The organism is Myxococcus sp. MH1 (genome assembly GCF_059738865.1).
In genome coordinates this window covers 10350339-10367904 of record NZ_AP026947.1, presented here as the reverse complement: position 1 = coordinate 10367904, position 17566 = coordinate 10350339, and the positions used below count along the sequence as shown (strand labels likewise).

Genomic DNA, 17566 nt, shown 5'->3' with positions numbered 1-17566 from the left:
CGCGGCGTCGCGCGGGCTCGGGGGGTTCGTCTTGCTGGCTGGGCTCGTCCTGGCGTGGCCGGGCCTTGCCTTGGACCCGCAGCGCTGGGTCTCCCAGTACAGCCAGGACTCGTGGCGCAGCGACGACGGGCTGCCGCAGAACAGCCTGCTGTCGATGGCGCAGACGCGTGACGGCTACGTGTGGCTGGGCACGTGGGAAGGCCTGGTGCGCTTCGACGGCTCGCGCTTCGTCGTCTTCGACAAGCGCAACACGCCGGAGCTGCGCAACCACACCATCAAGGCGCTCGCGGAGGACGCGTCCGGCGTGCTGTGGGTGGGCACGGACCAGGGCCTCGTCTCATACGTGGACGGCCGCTTCGAGCGGGCTCCGGGCGCCTCGGCCCCGCTGGAGGGCTTCCGCGTGGAGCACCTCATCGTGGGCGAGGGCTCCCTGTGGGCGGGCACCTCGGGCGGGCTGTGGCAGGTGCCGCTGGGCGAGGGCGTGGCGCGGCAGTACACGGAAGCCGATGGCATGCCGGGCATGTCCATCACCGCGCTGGCGCGGGGCGGCGGGGACAACCGGCTGTGGGTGGGCACCAAGACGGGCCTGGCGCTGCTGGAGGGCGGCCAGGTGCGGGGCCTGCCCTTCCCGATACCCGGCGGGGACGTGCGCTCGGAGGTGACGTCGCTCTTCCAGGACGTCACCGGCACGCTGTGGATGGGCACCGAGGCGGGGCTGGTGTCGTGGAACGGCACGCTGGCCCGGCGCTTCAGCACGTCGGACGGGCTGCCGGCCGTCGTCACCGCGCTGCTCGCGGACAGCCAGGGCAACCTCTGGGTGGGCACGCGGCGGGGCGGACTGCTGCGGCGCGAGGCCGCGGGCTTCAGCGCGCCGCTGCATGGCGCGGGGCTGGTGGACGCGGAGGTGCTGTCGCTGCTCGAGGACCGGGACGGCTCGCTGTGGGTGGGCACCTATTCGGGCCTGTTCCGCCTGCGCGACGGCCCGTTCGCGACGTTCGGCGCGCCGGAGGGCCTGAGCAACGAGACGGTGAGCACGGTGCTGGAGGACAAGCACGGCACGGTGTGGCTGGGCACGGTGGGCGGCGGCCTGTTCTTCCTGCGCGACGGGCGCATCCAGCGCATGGACGACTTCGAGGGCGGCACGGACCCGGTCATCACCGCGCTGCACGAGGCGCCGGACGGGACGCTGTGGGCGGGCTCGAAGGCGGGCGCGTTCCGGTACGACGGGCACCGCTTCGCGAAGTCCTCGCGGGTGCAGGGGCTGCCGGACGACGTGGTGACGTCCATCCTGGTGGACTCGCGGGGCACGCAGTGGTTCGGCACGCGCAAGGGCCTGGCACGGGTGCGCGGCGGCGACGTGACGGTGTTCGGTCCGAAGCAGGGGCTCTCCTCGCCCATCATCGTCATGGCCGAGGACGCGTCCGGGGCGCTGTGGCTGGGCGCGGACAGCGGGCTGTGGCGCTACGAGGAGGGCAAGGGCCTGCGGCGCTTCACGGCGAAGGACGGCGCGCCGGGCGAGGTGGTGCTGGCGCTCCTGGCGGACCCCGACGGCACGGTGTGGGTGGGGACGGAGACGGGCCTGGGCCGGTGGAGGGACGGCACGTGGTTCCGCTACACGGTGTCGCAGCACGGCCTCTACGACGACGCGGTGTTCAGCATCGTCTCGGATGGGGACGAGCACCTGTGGATGAGCAGCAACAAGGGCGTGTCCCGGGTGTCGCGGCGCGAGCTGGAGGATGTGGCGGAGGGCAAGCGCACGCGGCTGGCGGTGATGGGGTTCGACCAGACGGACGGCATGCGCACCGCGGAGTGCAACGGGAACACGCAGCCGTCGGGGTGGCGGGGCCGGGACGGGCGGCTGTGGTTCACCACCATCCAGGGCGCCATCGTGGTGGACCCGGTGCGCGTGCGCGCGACGCGGCAGCCTCCCGAGGTGCGCATCGAGGAGGTGCGGGTCAACGGGAAGCTGGTGTCGGCGCCAGGCCCGGTGGAGCTGCGGCCGGACGACTCGCGGCTGGACATCCGCTTCACGGCCTTCACGCCGGGGGACGCGGTGCGCGTGCCCTTCCGCTACCGGCTGGTGGGCCATGACGACGGCTGGGTGCGCGCGGAGATTCGCCGGGCCACGTACACGGGCCTGCGCCCCGGGCGCTACCTGTTCCAGGTTCAGGCGGAGCTGCGCGACGGCGGGTGGACGGAGCCCGTGTCGCTGGACGTGGTGCTGGAGCCGAGCCTGTGGCAGCGCACGGAGTTCTGGGCGCTGTTCGTGCTGGGCATGGGGATGCTGGGCGTCAGCGTGTACCTCTTGCGCGTGGGGCAGCTGAAGGCGCGCGAGCGGTGGCTGGAGGCGCGCGTGCAGGAGCGCACGCGGGAGCTGGCGCGCGCGAACGAGGAGCTGGAGGCCAACGTGCGCACGCTGCGGCAGACGCAGGCGCAGCTGGTCCAGGCGGGGAGGATGGCGGCGGTGGGCCAGCTCGCGGCGGGCGTGGGGCACGAAATCAACAACCCGCTGGCGTACATCGTGTCCAACCTGGAGCACGCGAGCGAGGAGTCGGACATGCTCGCCCGCGAGCTCGGCGAGACGCGCGCGGCGGGGACGCGGCTGCGCGAGGTGGGGCAGGCCCTGCGCGAGGCACTGCACGGCGCGGACCGGGTGCGGCGCATCGTGCGTGACTTGAAGACCTTCTCCCGGCCGGACGACGAGAAGCAGGGGCCGGTGGAGCTGGGGGCGGTGCTCGACTCGGCGGTGAAGATCGCCATGGGCGAGCTGCGGCCGCGCGCGAAGCTGGTGCGCGACTACGGGGACGTCACGTGGGTGGAGGGGAACGAGGCGCGCCTGGCGCAGGTGTTCCTCAACCTGCTCATCAACGCGGCGCAGGCGCTGCCGGAGGGCCGCGCGGAGCAGAACGAGGTGCGCCTGGTGACGCGCGGGGGCGCGGACGGCTGGGTGGTGGCGGAGGTGCGCGACACGGGGAGCGGGATTTCGCCGGAGTCGCTCGGGCGCATCTTCGACCCGTTCTACACGACGAAGCCGGTGGGCGTGGGCACGGGGCTGGGGCTGTCGTTGTGCCACGCGTACGTGACGGCGATGGGCGGCACCATCTCCGTGGAGAGCGAGCTGGGCAAGGGCTCGGTGTTCCGCGTGTCCCTGCGGCGCGCGAGGGCCCCGGGCGCGGGCGTGGCCGTGGATGCGCGGCGGGGCGGCGGCTGGTCCGCGCGTGGGCCGGGTGAGCGCGCGTCATCGCCCACGGGCTATCCGACGGTGCCCGACCCGCGGCGGTCCACGACGGAGCCCACGGCCTCGACGGTGGCGCACGAGGTGTCGAAGCCCGCGGGGGACCCGCCGGCCAGCATGTCCAATCACACCTTCGTGGACGCGAGGGCCGTCTCCGAGCGTGCGTCCGCGCCGAGGTTCTCCGAGTCGTCCCCGGGCGACAGGGCCAGCACGGGGCACACGCCCGCGCCGAGGTTCTCCGAGTCGTCCCCGGACGACAGGGCCAGCACGGGGCACACTCCCGCGCCGAGGTTCTCCGAGTCGTCCCCGGGCGACAGGGCCAGCACGGGGCACACGCCGGCGCCGGTTCGCGAATCCTCCACGGAGGACCGTGTCGCCGTGTCGGGCCTCGCTCCGTCCTCGGCGCCAGGCCCCCGGCCATCGACGGAGCGCTCCTTCGCGCCGTCGGACGTCAGCGCCATCGCGCACCGTGCCTCGGAGGTCGCGGGCGCGACGACGGGACGCACGTTCGTGACGGGACACCTCCCGGCCGTCGAGCCCTCCTCGGGCATGCGGTCCGCGTCGGAGCCCGCGTCACCCTCGAGGTCCGTCTCGGGCTCGAGTCCGCTCGCGGAGGCGAGCTCGTCCCCAACCCGCGCGTCGGTGGAGCCCGCGTCGTCCGCGAAGCCCTCCTCGGGTGCGGGCCCGCTCGTGGAGGCGAGCCCGTCTCCGGTGCGCACGTCGGCCGAGCCCGCGTCACCTGTCGTGAGCCCGTCCTCCACGCTGGCCACCAGCGCGGCGGGCCCCGCGTCTGCCCTCCCCGCGACGGTGGCCTCCGCCAGCGCCATGGACTCCTCCTCTTCACGCCCCGCCCCAGGCGGCACCGAGGTGTCCATGTCGAGCCCGCCTCCAGGCCCCACCCAGGACGCCCCTCCGGGCGCGCGTCCCGCCGAGTCCGAGCCCGTCGTACCCCAGGCCCGAGGCCGTGTGCTGGTCGTGGACGACGACGCGCTGGTGAGCGGCGCCATCCGGCGCACGCTCTCGCGCGAGAACGACGTGGACGTGGTGGTGAGCGCCCGGCAGGCGCTGGAGCGGCTCAGCGGACCGGAGCCCCGCCACTACGACGTGGTGCTGTGTGACCTGATGATGCCGGAGATGACGGGGATGGACCTCCACGAGGCGCTGGGGCGCGCGGCGCCGGCCGTCGCGGAGCGGATGGTGTTCATCACCGGCGGCGCCTTCACGCCCACCGCGCGCACCTTCCTGGAGCGGGTGGAGAACCCGCGCGTGGAGAAGCCGTTCGACCCGGAGTCCCTGCGCGCGCTGGTCCGCTCGGAGGTGGCCCGGGCGCGACGCGAGGCCGCGGGCCGGGCCGCCTGAGCCGGCCGTCTACAGGTCCAGCACCAGCCGCTTCGAGCGGGCCCGCGACACGCAGATGAGCATGCGCTGATTGCCCGCGGGCTCCTGCTGGAAGAAGGAGTCGCGGTGCTCGGGCTCTCCCTCGCAGACGCGGGTGACACACGTCCCGCAGGAGCCCGCCTCGCAGTCGCTCGTCACGCGCAGCCCGTTGCGGCGCAGCACGTTGAGCACCGACTGGCCCTTGGGCACGCTGAGCACCTGCCCCGTGCTGCGGATGGTCACCTCGAAGTCGGTGTCCTCCCGGGTGGCGAGCGCGCCCACGCCGTCGGCGCCGAACGACTCGAAGTGGACCTTCTCCCACGGCCAGCGGTGCCTCGCGGACGCGTCGCGCACCGCCTTCATCAGCCCCGCGGGGCCACAGCAGTACAGCCGCGTGCCCGGCGCGCGCGTGGACAACAGCCCGGACACATCCAGGCCCTTGTCCGGGTCGCCCCCATCGAAGTGGAAGCGCACGTGGTCCGCGAAGGGCGGCATGGACAGCAGCTCACGGAACGCCGCGCGCTCCGGGGCGCGCGCGCAGTAGTACATCGTGTAGGGCAGCCCGGTCCGCTGGAGCTGCCGCGCCATGGACAGCAGCGGCGTGACGCCGATGCCGCCGGCCACCAGCACATAGCCGCGCGCGAACAGCAGCGGGAAGTCGTTGCGCGGAGGGCTCACCACCAGCACGTCCCCCTCGTGCACGCGCTCGTGCATGGCGCGCGAGCCGCCGCGGCCCCTCGCGTCCCGCTGCACGGCGATGACGTAGCGGTGCGTCTCCTCCGGGTCGTTGCAGAGCGAGTACGAGCGCAGCGTGGACTCCTTGCCGGGGATGCGCACGTCCAGGTGGGCTCCGGCCTCGAAGGCCGCGAGCGTGCCGCCGTCTTCCGCGACCAGCTCGTACGACAGGATGTCCTCGGCTTCGCGGGCGATGCGGGCGACGCGCACGCGCAGCGCTTCATTCATCACGGTGTTCACCAACTTCCCCTCTCCCTTCCCGCGGACGACGCGGGCCCAACCCTCCGTTCCGACGGACACGACATTGAGCAGAGGTGGTCCAGCGTGGGATTGCCCCCGGGGGCGGTCGGCGCGTCGCCTCCTCCACGCTCTTCGTGACGACGGGTGGACACCCCGGCGCCCGCGTTGCCCGACGTGGGAACGACGCTGCCCTCCCGGGGTGCCCGCTCCACGTGGATGAGCGCGGGGGTGCCGCGCTTGAGGCCTGGGAGCGCCCGACATGGCAAGCGTGTCGCCCGGTCGCCGAGCACACGGGAGAGCAGGCCATCCGCGCGTCGCTCCGGCATCGCGCGGAGGTCATCCCCACCATCCAGGACATGCCGCGTCATGGACCGTGCACGCCACGGAGGGGATGCGCGGCCCCCGGAGCCCCAGGGAGGCAAACGACATGGATGCCATCGCGTTGCTGAAGGCGGACCACAAGACGGTGGAGCAGCTGTTCCGCCGGTTCGAGAAGGCGGGCCCCAATGCCCACAAGCTCAAGCGCAAGCTGGTGGAGCAGATGGTGCTCGAGCTGTCCGTGCACTCCTCCATCGAGGAGCAGGTCTTCTACCCGGCGGTGCGCCAGCGCTCGGCGTCCTTGCGCGACGAGGTGCTCCGCTCGCTGGAGGAGCACCACGTGGTGAAGTGGGTGCTGTCGGAGCTGGACGGGCTGCCCTCGGAGGCCGAGCGCTTCGACGCGAAGGTCTCCGTGCTGATGGAGAACGTGCGCGCGCACGTGCTCGAGGAGGAGACCACGCTCTTCCCCGAGGTGAAGAAGGCGTTCCGTCCGAACGAGCTGCGGGAGCTGGGCCAGGTGCTGGAGGCGGCGAAGCAGGCGGCCCCCACGCGGCCGCATCCGATGGCGCCGGACACGCCGCCGGGCAACCTGGTCGCGGGCGCTGTGTCGGCGGTGATGGACATCGGCCGGGACGCGCTCCGGGCCGCGCGTCGCAAGGCCACGACCAAGGTGCGCGAGGTGACGGGGCGCGGCCCGAAGTCGCGCGCTCCCTCCGCCCCCGAGTACGAGGCCGGCGAGTCCGCCAGTCCGTGAGCGCGTGCTCCCCGAGTGAGCGGGCCCGGCTCTCCGTATGGTGGGCCGGGCCCTTTCTCGTGGGCGTGAATGTCCTCGTGGAGGGGCCGTCCCAGGGAGTAAGGCAGCGGCAACACGACCCCGCCGTACCGCCCATCCGCCCCAAGGAGGCGCCATGCTTCACGCCCGTCCCGTTCGTTCCTGGCTGCTCACCGCTGTCCTGCTCGCCACGATGGGCGCTTCCGCCCAGCCCCAGCCCGTGTCCCAGGCCCGCCCCGCGGTGGACCCTTCCACGCGCACCCTGCGCGTCGAGGGCACCGGCGAGGTGAAGGCACAGCCCGACGAGGCCTTCATCGACCTGGCCGTGGAGACGCTGGAGAAGACGGCGAAGGCCGCGGGCGAGCAGAACGCGAAGAAGATGGAGAAGGTCATCGCCGCGCTGACGTCCGCGGGCATCCCCCGCAAGGAGATCCAGACGCGCAACTACTCGGTGTACCCGGACTACGGGCCGCCGGCGCCCAACGAGACGGAGCCCAAGCTGCGCGGCTACCGCGTCAGCAACGTGGTGAGCGTGCACCTGACGGAGCTGTCGCGCGTGGGCAGCGTGCTGGACCAGGCGCTGGCGGCGGGCGCCAACCGGGTGGACCAGGTGCGCTTCGGCCTGGCGCGCCAGGACGCGGTGCAGGGTGAGGCGCTGCGGCAGGCGGTGGCGCGGGCCCGCAAGTCGGCCGAGGTGCTGGCCGCCGCCCTCAACGTGAAGCTGGGCGCGGTGGTGGACGTGAGCACCGTCACGGAGCCGCCGCAGCTCTACCCGGCCCGCTTCGCCATGGCGGAGATGGCGTCCGACGCCCGCATCGCCACGCCCATCCAGCCGGAGGAGCAGACGGTGCAGGCCAAGGTGACGCTCATCTACGTCATCGAGTCCGCGCGCTAGTCCGTCGTCCAGCGATATCCAGGGCCTGCTGGGGTGTGCCATGCCGGTGATTCAGGCAGGTGCCCCCAGTGTGCCCCTTCGGTGAGGTGACCCGAAGCGGCTTGTCTCGAGGGGCTGGGACGGTCGAGCTGTTGGACCGCGTTCTCGCGGGTCTCCGGGGGGAGGTGGGCGTAGCGCATCGTCATCTCGATGGTGGCATGGCCCATCAGCTCCTGGAGGACCTTCAAGGGGACTCCGCGCATGGTGAGGTGACTGCCGTAGGTGTGGCGCAGGTCATGCCAGCCGATGCGTCCCTGTTCGCGCTGGATGTTCGCCAGCCTCAAGCAGCGCTCCAGCGGGCGCCGCATCAGTCTCGAGGTGAGGGGCTGGCCGTCCTCCTGGCAGAACACGTAGGGCCCGCGCAGGTGACGGTGTCTCTTGAGCGCGTCGAGGGCCGACAGTGGGATGTCCACCGTCCGCTCGCGTCCGCCCTTGGGCCGTCCTTCGGACTTGAAGCTTGCCATGGTGCAAGTCCAGGTCGCTCCACTGGAGCCCCATCAACTCTCCCTGTCGAAGCCCTGTCTTGAGGGCCACGAGGAGAATCGTTCTCCACTCGGGCTCGGCCAGGAAGACCAGCCGCTCGGCCTCCTCGAAGGTGAGGAAGTCGTAAGCGGTCTTCCCCAGCTTGAAGAGCTTCACGCGCGGGATGTGGGCGATGACGCCCTGCTCCTGCGCGAGCGCGAACACCTTGCGCAGTACGCTCAACGCGTTGTTGATGTACCGGAGGCTCATGGGCGGCGGGCCCGAGCCCTTGCGCATGCGGAGGGCCGCAGGTGAAGGGGCCTCCTTTCGTGCGCGTGCACCCGAGCGCTTCTTGCGCATGGCCGTCTTGAAGTTCTCGATCTGAGCCTGCGGAACCTGTCAACGCGAGTGAGACAGCGAGTTCGAGAGATTACTGCGCAGCCTCCTGTGAGTGAGCGAGCCGTGCGGGGTCGTTGATCCAGACGGCAGTCGGGAGGGCCTGCGGCTTGGGTGCGCCGCGCGGGAAGCGCTCGGGGTGGGTGGCGTAGGCGGCGGCGAGCACGGCGGCTCGGGCCGCGAGGCGCTGGGCAGCCAGGCCGTGGTGCACGTCGTGGGGCGTGAGCAGGCCAAGGCCGGAGTGATGATGCTCCTCGTTGTACCAGCCGAAGAAGTCGCCGCAGAAGCCCCGGGCGTCCTGGAGACAACCGAAGTGCTGGGGGAAGTCCGGCCGGTACTTCAGCGTCTTGAAGTGCGCCTCGCTGAAGGGGTTGTCGTTGGAGACGTGGGGTCTGGAATGCGTCTTCGTCACGCCCAGGTCCGCCATCAGCAATGCCACCGGCTTGGAGGTCATCGAGGTGCCGCGGTCGGCGTGAATGGTCAGCTGGCCAGGCTCAATGCCCTGACGTTCGCAGGTCTGAGCCAGCAGCCTCTGAGCCAGGACGGCCGACTCGCGGTGCGCCACCATCCAGCCGACGACGTACCGGCTGAAGACGTCTAAGACGACGTAGAGGTAGAAGTACGTCCACTTCGCCGGGCCGTGCAGCTTCGTTATATCCCAGCTCCAGAGCGCATTGGGCTTCGTCGCGTGCACCTGGGGCACTGGGTGGCTGGGGTGGCGCAGTTGATTGCGGCGCTCGCGCACCTCGTGGTTCTCGGCGAGCACCCGGTACATGGTGCGCTCCGAGCAGAGGTAGCGGCCCTCATCGAGCAGCTGCGCGTAGACTTCCGCGGGCGCGGCATCCTGGAATCTTGGCTCATGCAGCACCGCGAGCACCTCGGCCCGCTGCTCGGGTAGCAGGGCTCGCGGTGGGCTGCCTCGGCGCACCGGCTCCTGATTCGGCCGGGCTCGCCGGTAGAAGGTGGCTCTGGGCAGACCCAGCGCCTGGCACACCGGCGCCACGCCCATCTCACCAACGGCCTCCAGTGCCACGCGCATCAAGGCTCCTCGTCGGGCTTGGGCAGTCCCACTCCCAGGATTTCCGAAACTTTTTTTGGAGGTCCAGCAGGGCCTCCGCGCGCTTGAGCCGCGCCTGGGCCCGAGCCAGCTCCTTCTCCAGTTCGGCGACGCGCCGGGCGCTCGCGTCGGGCAGCTTCGCCGGCGGGCCGCGCTTCTTTGGACTGCTGGCGGACAGCTCTCCCGCATCGCACTGGCGTCGCCACGCGCTCAGCAGCGACGAGTACAGCCCCTCCCGACGCAGCAGCGCTCCCACTTCACCGGGCTTCGTGCAGCGGTCCGCTTCCGCCAGCACTCGCAGCTTGTACTCCGTCGTGAAGCCTCGCCGCCTGGCTTTCTCCACCACCTCGGTCTCCCGGACCCGAGCCTCTTCCACCACCGGATTCATCGTCCCTGCCTGGGTCGCCCTGCACACTAAACTGCTGGGTACGGACTGTCTCACTCACCTTGGCAGAGAGGGCTTTCCCCTCACCACCGCGGATTCACCACCGGCGCGGCGCGAGTCGCTCCAGCCGACCGGGAGACGTGTGTTCTTCGTGCCTCATTCCGGGGCACGCACAGGAGGCGTGTATGCACAGGAAGCGAAGCTGTCTGGCCGCGCTGCTGCTGTTGCTGTTACCGACGACGGGAGGTGCCTCGGAGCCCCCTGCCCCGGAGGCAGAATCATCCACCACCCCGGATGCACTACCCGCGCGCAAGTGGCACTACCTGACGCGCGTGGAAGCCACGACGCTGGCGTTCCTTCCTCGTGCTGGCGCGGGGGAAGACGAGGGCTTCATGCAGGTGGAGCCCACGTTCATCCTCGACGGTGGCCCCGAGTTCGGCGTCAACCTGGGGGCGCCCGTGCGCTTCCGTCTTTGGGGCGGGGAGGATGGCGGGTCCCTCGTGCGTCGCGAGGACTGGGACACGCTCTCGGACTGGGGGCAGCTCGTTCGCGGCCTCTTGTTGGGGTCGGACGACGCGCCCATGGGAGTCTGGTTCGGCCCGCTGGAGGAACACAGGCTCCTCTCGGGTCATCTGGTCCGTCGCTACTCCAACCGGACCAATCCCGACTACCACCCGGCCGGGGGCATCTTCACCGGCACGCTGGGGCCGCTCTACACCGAAGCCTTCGCATCGGACGTGCTGGGAGCGCGGTTGGTGGGTGCGGAGTTCTCCCTGGACGTAGCGCACATCTTCTTCGGCCAGCCCGAAAAGGGGGGGCGGTACACGCTAGCTCTGTCCGCTGTCCACGATGGGGGGCGAGCTGGAGGTGACGCGCCTTCGATGACGCTTGCGCACCTGGATGCGATGGCGGTGGTGGTGGCGCGCTCCGACATCGAGGCCCACTTGATTGCCGGGTGGGGAGGTCGTCCTGGCGAGGGCGGCGCGTGGGGAGCTGTCGTAGGAGGCGGGGTGGACTACCTCACCGACAGGTTCAACCTGCGCATGCGACTGGAGGCGAGGCGCCAGCATGGCGGCTTCCGACAAGGCTTCTTCGGCGCGGACTACGAACTGGCGCGCTTCCAGGCGGCGGGCCCTGACGGCGTGCCGCTCGCGGATGCTCGCTTTCCGGACGGCTACTCCGCATTCGCAGAGGCCATCGCGGAGTGGGATGCCGTCAGCTACGGGGGCCCCAACAGGCACCTGAACCTCTCGGTGGGCGCGGAAGTCTTCTCATGGGGCCGCGCTGATGTTGATGGGCGTGTGGCGGTGCAGCTCTTCGAGCGCAGCTTGGAAGTAGCGTTGAAGGGACTCGCGGTTGGAGCTGGGAAGCCCGGAGCGCGCTACCTCGGAGCGGCGGAAGTCCGGTGGAGGTTCCTGGGGGGCGCGCTCTACGCGATGGGGACGGGCGGCACGCTGTTGTTTCCCACGGCGGAAGGGACATTGCGACCTGGCGCCTTCGCGTCGGTGGGCCTGGGGGTGGACCATGCGCGCTAACATCCTGTGGCTCGCGCTGGTGCTGTTCACCTCGGGATGCGTTTCGGTGCCTCATGCTCCCGGACGTGGCCGCACGCTGCACTACACGCCGCGCGCGGTGACACCTCCCGAGAGGGCGGATGTGCCGAGCGACGAGAGCCCCGATGCCTTCGTTCCTCTCCCGTCCTCCATCGCGGGCTCCGGGAGGCAGCAGCGATTTGTGCGCCATGTGGGGCCACGAAGCGTTGCAACGAGGGCTGCATCCGGAGCCGTCGGGGGTGGAGCGCGGTCCGGCACCTCGCAGCGACAGGCTATCCTCGATGCCATCGACGAAGTGAAGGTCTCACTGGACGGGGTTGAGGGGGCATTCTCGAAGCTGGCGGACCGGCCTGCTGCACTCGGTGACCGGCGTCTCGATGGGGGAGTGTTCAGGCGCTATGTCGAGCACGGCTCCGCTCAAGTGACGTGGCTCCGTGGCGCGCTCGGGAGTGCAACCGGGCTGACGGAGGTGGCCTCGGAAGTGGGCGACTCGGACATGGCGCTGGGGGTACTTCGCATGACGGGGCCCAAGCTCCAGGCCGCGATGTTCGGGTCCTTGCTGCTGGCCGCCTGGGTGGACTTCCTTCAGCTCTCTGACGCTGTCCTCCGACATTGCTTCGTATGCAGCGACGAGAAGCTGTTCGTGGACCTGCACCGGGTGCAGGGCTTGATGGCGCCCACGTTGATGGACCTCGAATCGCTCGACCCGGAGCGAGTCGAAGCGGCGGCAACCGCGATGCCCGAGTTGATGGGGAAGCTGACCCGGGAGTTTGCCGCAATCCACGCGCATACCCGTGAGAGCATGAGAATTGGTGAGAAGGTTCTGACAGCGGCGCAGGTGTTGGAGATGCTGTCCATGATTTCCACGCTGAAGATGTCTCTGCCTCGACTGCCTCCGGCCGCACCGGTGACACTTGGCATGAGCCTCGCGATGGGGTCGGGGGGCGTCATGGCGGGCTCGCGGCTCGTCGTCTCCGCTGAGTGGGTGGAGATGATGCGAAGGCTGGTGCAGGCAGGCGTCATCTCCCTCCCCGCCGTCAGCGCGGCCGTTCGCATCCACGGCGGACAGGTGATGATGGCGCAAGCGCACCAGGACTTGCCCGAGGGCGTGCGAGAAGCGCTGGGGGACAGTCCCGAGGTGCGGGGTATGAGAGTGACGGGCAGAGCCGGAGCGGGCATGTCCGAGGCCCCGAAACATCACGTCATGCCGAAAGAGCACCGCGAGTGGTTCGAGCAGCGCGGCTTCAAGGGTGACATGGACATCGACCAGTTCTGTGTCCGGCTGGAGCGGTCCCACCACGAGGCGATTCACGGCGGGGGGAACTGGAAGCTGGGGCGCCTGTGGCCCGGAGAGTGGAATCGGCTGGTCATGGAGGCCCTGCACGAAGCCGAGACCACGGCAGGTCGGATGTTGACGCGGAATCAGGTCCTGGACATCGTCGCGGGGCGCATGCGGAGCTACGACATCCCGATGAAGTTCTCCAAAGGGAGCAGCCGATGACCGATGGACGCTCGTGGCAGGGCAACTGGAAGGCCCGCTTGTATGAGCGCGTTCGCGAACGCGGCTACGACTCACTCACAGCCTTTGCCGAGTCCCGTCCCACCGCATCGTTGGAGGCACTGGCCGAGGAGCTTGGACCCGACGATGTTGCGGGAGTCCAGGTGTACGATGGGCTGGTAGTCGAGGCGGTGCGAAGCAAGCAGGTGACCCGCTTGGTTCGTGGACAACTCGTGCGCGAGCTATGGGAGAACCTCCCCAATGGGTGGCCGACAGTGCTCGACGACACGAGTCGATTCGCCGTCGCAAAGGCACTTGGCCCCTGGATTGCCTATGCCCCGGATACGCACAAGGGGCGCGCACGCGAATTGAGGACGTCGCTCCTCGCCAATCCGCCCCCCGCTGGCTGGCGTCCTCTCGGTCCTGACGACGAGCTTCTCCGGACCCTCCTTCCCGACAACGAAGCCTGAACGGAGCTGGTGGCCCCAGGAACTCCAGCCGGATTCCCCCATGTGCCCCAGTGTGCCCCTCCAGGGTGGAGCGAGCGTGCACACGGGGGAACAGCCTGGGACGGGACGAGATGACGTCTCCGAGCGAAAACCGAGGCACCAGCGGGGAACAGCGCGTCCTGCTTGGGTTTTTCTGGTGCCGTGGCGACGGTGACGCTCATCTACGTCATCGAGTCCGCGAAGTAGTCAGCCGTTCAGCGGCGGCAAGGGCTTGCTGGGGTGCGCCATGTCGGTGTGATTCAGGCAGGTGACCCCAGTGTGCCCCTCGCGGGGGACTGCCCCCGGTCCCCGGGTTCTCGCCGAATCGACCCCTTGCCCCCGGAGCGAGCCTCGCGACGGGGGTTGTCGGGATGATGACATGCGGATATGTTCATGTCGATATGTCTTCTGGCCCCTCCCTCGACGTGCGCCCGCTGACCCGGGTGCTCAAGGCCCTGGGCGACGAGACGCGCCTGCGCATCGTGTCCCTGCTTTCGCACTCGGAGTTGTGCGTCTGCCATCTGGAGAGCGCCCTCTCCATTCCTCAGTCCAACACCTCCCGGCACCTGTCCGTCCTCAAGGCGGCTGGGCTCGTGGAGGCACGTCGGGAGGGCAGCTGGGTCTACTACCGGCTGGCGCCGCAGACGGATGCGCTGTGCGCTTCCCAGGTGCAGGCCCTTGTCTCTGCCTTCGCGACGCGCGCGACGCTCCAACGCGAAGTGGCGCGCGTCCTGAAGTCCTGCGGCCCTGAGGCCTGCAAGTAGCGCCTTCCTCTTTCCTGGGTTGCTTCCGTCCATGTCCTCGCCGCGTGCCTCCGAAAACATCGTCAAGAAGCTCTCCCTCATCGACCGTTTCCTGCCGGTGTGGATCTTCGCCGCCATGGGCCTGGGCATCGGCCTGGGGCGCGCCTTCCCGGACCTCGGGAGTCGGTTGGACACGGTGAAGCTGGACACGGTCTCGCTGCCCATCGCGTTGGGCCTTTTGTGGATGATGTATCCGGTGCTCGCGAAGGTGCGTTACGGCGAGCTGGGGCGCCTGCGCACGCGAGGGAAGCTCCTCACCACGTCCCTGTTTCTCAACTGGGTGGTGGGGCCGCTGCTCATGTTCGCGCTGGCGTGGCTCTTCCTTCCGGACCTGCCGCACTACCGCAATGGCCTGGTGCTCATCGGCCTTGCCCGCTGCATCGCCATGGTCCTCATCTGGAACATGCTGGCGTGTGGCAGCACCGAGGTCGCCGCCGTGCTCGTGGCCCTCAACTCCCTCTTCCAGATCTTCTTCTATTCGGTGCTCGGCTGGCTCTTGCTCACCGTCGTTCCGGGGTGGCTCGGAGCGGAGGTCGCGGCGTTCGACGTGTCGATGTGGAGCATCGCCCGGAGCGTGCTCATCTTCCTGGGCGTGCCGCTGGTGGCGGGCGCGCTGACACGCGTGGGGCTGACCCGCCTGAAGGGAGAGGCCTGGTACGAGCAGCGCTTCTTGCCGCGGCTGGGGCCTACCGCGCTGCTGGGCCTGCTCTACACCATCGTGCTCATGTTCGCGATGCAGGGCGAGAAGATCACCCGCCTGCCGTTGGATGTGGTGCGCATCAGCATTCCGCTGCTGGTCTACTTCGTCGTCATGTTCGCCAGTGCCTTCTTCCTCTCGCGCAAGCTGGGCTTCGACTACGAGGAGACCGCGTCACTTTCCTTCACGGCGGCGGGCAACAACTTCGAATTGGCCATCGCCGTCGCCGTGGGAGTCTTCGGCGTGTCTTCTGGAGAAGCGCTGGCCGGAGTGGTGGGGCCGCTCATCGAGGTGCCCGCCCTCATCGCCCTGGTCTACCTCTCGTTGTGGCTGCGACGTCGGCTGTTCCCCAGGGCGACGAGCGCGGTCCTTCCTCGCCGTTTCAGTGAGAGCCCGTTCGAGGAGTCCCCCCGATGAAGAAGGTCATCTTCGCCTGTGTGCACAACGCGGGCCGCTCCCAGATGGCGGCTGCGTTCTTCAATGCCTTGGCTGACCCAGCGCGGGCGCGGGCCGTGTCCGCTGGCACGCAGCCGGGCACCCATGTCCATCCCGAGGTCCAGGCCGTGATGGCCGAAGTCGGGGTCGACCTGTCGGGAGCCAGGCCCCAGCACCTCACGGACGAGCTCGCCCAAGGCGCCCAGTGGCTCATCACCATGGGCTGCGGGGAGGCGTGCCCCTTCGTGCCTGGCTTGAAGCGGATGGACTGGCCCTTGGAGGACCCCAAGGGCCAGCCCCTGGACCGTGTGCGTGAGATTCGCGAGGAGGTGCGGACGCGCGTCGCGGAGTTGCTCTCTCAAGAGGGCTGGGCGCGCTCGCTGGACGGGCTCCAGGCGCCGGCAGGCGACGCGGTGTCCTGAATCACCGGGTGCGCGTGCTCTTGGGTTCCCCTCGACCGACAGCGGTGCTCCCACCGGAAAAAATCGCCTCAATCGAGGAGCGCACGCGAGTGGCCACCTCCTGCCTTGTCCCCGTGCCGAGCTTCCCGTCGAGGTGAAGGAAGGCAAGCCCGTGGACAAGGGACCAGCCCGCCGTCGACAGCGCGCTCGCGTCGGCTCCCGGGAAGACGCTCGCCAAGGCCGTGGACACGAGGCCTCGGACCTCAGCCGCTGCTCGAACCCGCTCATCGTTCGAGTCGTCACACGCGTTGCCGAACATGAGACAGAAGAGGGCGGGCCGCTTCAGCGCGAACTCCACGTACCTGACGCCCAGCTCGGCGATATCGGACACCGTCCGCGGGATGACGCCCGCCTGGGAAAGCTCGCGTCCCAACTCGCGGAAGCCCTCCGCGGCCAGCGCGGACTCCAGCGCACGCTTGTCGGCGAAGTGACGATAGGGCGCGGCGGACGACACTCCGGCACGCCGGGCGACCTCTCGCAGGGAAAGCTCGCTACCTGTCTCGAGCAGCTCCAGCGCGGCCTTCAGCAGCGCCGCGCGGAGATCTCCGTGATGGTAGCTGTCCTTTCCTGATGTTGACACCGTTAACACCCTCGCCTATGTATGCACCGTAAACTTCGGTCCGGCTCGCGACAAGGCCTTGAGGCAGAGCACCCCGTCGCCCGAGCCCCGGATCGTGCCCTGGTCCTCAGTGAAGGCAAGAGACCTCATGCGTGCATTCGTCCTCACCCGGTATGGCGGCCCCCAGGCCGCCGAGCTTCGCGACATGCCACCGCCCGAGCCGGGGCCTGGCGAGGTGCGCATCGACGTGAAGGCGGCAGGCCTGAATCCCGTCGACTTCAAGACACGCGAAGGCAAACTCCGGGTCATCGACTCCTACGCGCTTCCGGTCGTGTTCGGCTGCGAATTGTCCGGCGTTGTCACGTCGGTCGGTGAAGGCGTGACGCGGTTCCGCCCAGGTGACGAGGTCTTCGCTCGCGTGGCCAGGCATCGGCTCGGCGCCTTCGCTGAGACAGCGTGCGTGGGCGAAGAGCTCGTCGCGAAGAAGCCGGCGTCACTCGATTTCGTTCAGGCCGCCGCGGTGCCGCTCGCGGCGCTCACCGCGCTTCAAGCGCTGCGCGACGAGCTCGCCGTCGCGCCGGGCATGCGCGTCTTCATTCCAGGTGGCGCAGGGGGTGTTGGGACTTTTGCCATCCAGCTCGCCAAGCACCTTGGCGCGACCGTCGCGACGACGGCGTCCGCGCGGGGCAGGAGACTCGTCGAGCGCCTCGGTGCGGATGTCGTCGTCGATTACACCACCCAGGACATCACCACCGAGCTGCGCGAGTACGATGCCGCGCTGGACCTCGTCGGCGGCGACACCCTCACGCAGACCTTCTCGACCGTTCGCCGTGGCGCCAAGGTCGTCAGCATCGCGGGCATCCCCGAGCCCCTGACCGCGACCCAGGACATTGGCCGCGGCCCTGGACTCGCGATGCTCTTCTGGATCGCGAGCGCTGGGGTTCGATTTCGCGCCTGGCGCTCGGGCGTCACCTACCGCTACCTGTTCATGCATCCGAGCGGAAAGGACCTTGAAGCGCTCGCTGCCCTCATCGACGCGAAGAAGCTCGAAGTCGTCATCGACCAGGTCTTCGCCTTCTCCAACATCGCCGACGCGTTCGACCATCTCGAGAAGGGCCACGCCAAGGGCAAGGTCGTCGTCTCGATGGGCTGAACATCGTC

13 protein-coding genes and 1 pseudogene are annotated in these 17566 nt (G+C 69.6%); 10 read left to right on the top strand and 4 right to left on the bottom strand.

What is annotated here, in order from left to right:
• Positions 1 to 31 precede the first annotated feature (31 nt).
• Positions 32 to 4594, top strand: coding sequence for a two-component regulator propeller domain-containing protein (locus tag AC6JA9_RS41080; protein WP_497958786.1), 4563 nt, complete (start codon positions 32 to 34; stop codon positions 4592 to 4594).
• Between the two features lie 9 nt (positions 4595 to 4603).
• Here the strand turns inward: AC6JA9_RS41080 and AC6JA9_RS41075 are convergent, their stop codons facing one another.
• Positions 4604 to 5575, bottom strand: a complete 972-nt coding sequence (locus AC6JA9_RS41075; protein ID WP_408888696.1) for a PDR/VanB family oxidoreductase — start codon at positions 5573 to 5575, stop codon at positions 4604 to 4606.
• Positions 5576 to 6014: 439 nt separating this feature from the next.
• Between AC6JA9_RS41075 and AC6JA9_RS41070 the strand changes: the two genes are divergently transcribed.
• Together AC6JA9_RS41070 and AC6JA9_RS41065 are read left to right on the top strand one after the other, a co-directional pair.
• Positions 6015 to 6659 carry a hemerythrin domain-containing protein gene (locus AC6JA9_RS41070; RefSeq protein ID WP_223750486.1) on the top strand — a complete coding sequence of 215 codons (645 nt, stop codon included), beginning with the start codon at positions 6015 to 6017 and terminating at the stop codon, positions 6657 to 6659.
• A 154-nt stretch (positions 6660 to 6813) separates the two neighbouring features.
• Positions 6814 to 7572 carry an SIMPL domain-containing protein gene (locus tag AC6JA9_RS41065; RefSeq protein ID WP_223750485.1) on the top strand — a complete coding sequence of 253 codons (759 nt, stop codon included), beginning with the start codon at positions 6814 to 6816 and terminating at the stop codon, positions 7570 to 7572.
• A gap of 89 nt (positions 7573 to 7661) precedes the next feature.
• Here the strand turns inward: AC6JA9_RS41065 and AC6JA9_RS41060 are convergent.
• Together AC6JA9_RS41060 and AC6JA9_RS41055 are read right to left on the bottom strand one after the other, a co-directional pair.
• Positions 7662 to 8460 (bottom strand): annotated as a pseudogene (locus AC6JA9_RS41060) (tyrosine-type recombinase/integrase); the annotation flags it as partial.
• 43 nt (positions 8461 to 8503) lie between these two features.
• Positions 8504 to 9914, bottom strand: a protein-coding gene (locus AC6JA9_RS41055) for an IS3 family transposase (RefSeq protein ID WP_497958785.1) whose coding sequence is annotated in 2 segments (ribosomal slippage) — positions 8504 to 9557 and positions 9556 to 9914 — 1413 coding nt in all. Because the reading frame shifts where the segments join, the coding sequence is not laid out codon by codon here.
• Positions 9915 to 10096: 182 nt separating this feature from the next.
• Between AC6JA9_RS41055 and AC6JA9_RS41050 the strand changes: the two genes are divergently transcribed.
• The 6 genes from AC6JA9_RS41050 (at position 10097) to AC6JA9_RS41025 (ending at position 15807) form a co-directional block, all read left to right on the top strand.
• Complete coding sequence (locus tag AC6JA9_RS41050) at positions 10097 to 11446, top strand: hypothetical protein (protein ID WP_497958784.1); 1350 nt, start codon at positions 10097 to 10099, stop codon at positions 11444 to 11446.
• A complete protein-coding gene (locus tag AC6JA9_RS41045) occupies positions 11436 to 12965 on the top strand; it encodes a DUF2380 domain-containing protein (protein WP_497958783.1) in 1530 nt (509 codons plus the stop codon). Before AC6JA9_RS41050 ends, AC6JA9_RS41045 begins: the two co-directional genes overlap by 11 nt.
• Entirely contained in the window at positions 12962 to 13432 is a 471-nt protein-coding gene (locus AC6JA9_RS41040) for an NUDIX hydrolase (RefSeq protein WP_223750481.1), read from the top strand. The genes AC6JA9_RS41045 and AC6JA9_RS41040 overlap by 4 nt, the downstream gene beginning before the upstream one ends.
• 419 nt (positions 13433 to 13851) lie before the next feature.
• Positions 13852 to 14214 carry an ArsR/SmtB family transcription factor gene (locus AC6JA9_RS41035; RefSeq protein ID WP_141327471.1) on the top strand — a complete coding sequence of 121 codons (363 nt, stop codon included), beginning with the start codon at positions 13852 to 13854 and terminating at the stop codon, positions 14212 to 14214.
• Positions 14215 to 14245: 31 nt separating this feature from the next.
• Positions 14246 to 15367: an ACR3 family arsenite efflux transporter gene (arsB, locus tag AC6JA9_RS41030; protein ID WP_497958782.1), complete on the top strand. Its 1122-nt coding sequence runs from the start codon at positions 14246 to 14248 to the stop codon at positions 15365 to 15367.
• Positions 15364 to 15807 carry an arsenate reductase ArsC gene (locus AC6JA9_RS41025; protein WP_223783777.1) on the top strand — a complete coding sequence of 148 codons (444 nt, stop codon included), beginning with the start codon at positions 15364 to 15366 and terminating at the stop codon, positions 15805 to 15807. The genes arsB and AC6JA9_RS41025 overlap by 4 nt, the downstream gene beginning before the upstream one ends.
• A 1-nt stretch (position 15808) precedes the next feature.
• Here AC6JA9_RS41025 and AC6JA9_RS41020 read toward each other — a convergent pair whose 3' ends face one another.
• A complete protein-coding gene (locus AC6JA9_RS41020; protein ID WP_223783778.1) occupies positions 15809 to 16426 on the bottom strand; it encodes a TetR/AcrR family transcriptional regulator in 618 nt (205 codons plus the stop codon).
• 127 nt (positions 16427 to 16553) lie between these two features.
• On the opposite strand from AC6JA9_RS41020, the gene AC6JA9_RS41015 reads away from it, so the two are divergent.
• Positions 16554 to 17558 (top strand): NADP-dependent oxidoreductase, encoded by a 1005-nt coding sequence (locus AC6JA9_RS41015; protein ID WP_223783779.1) that lies wholly within the window; start codon positions 16554 to 16556, stop codon positions 17556 to 17558.
• The last annotated feature ends 8 nt before the right edge of the window (positions 17559 to 17566 follow it).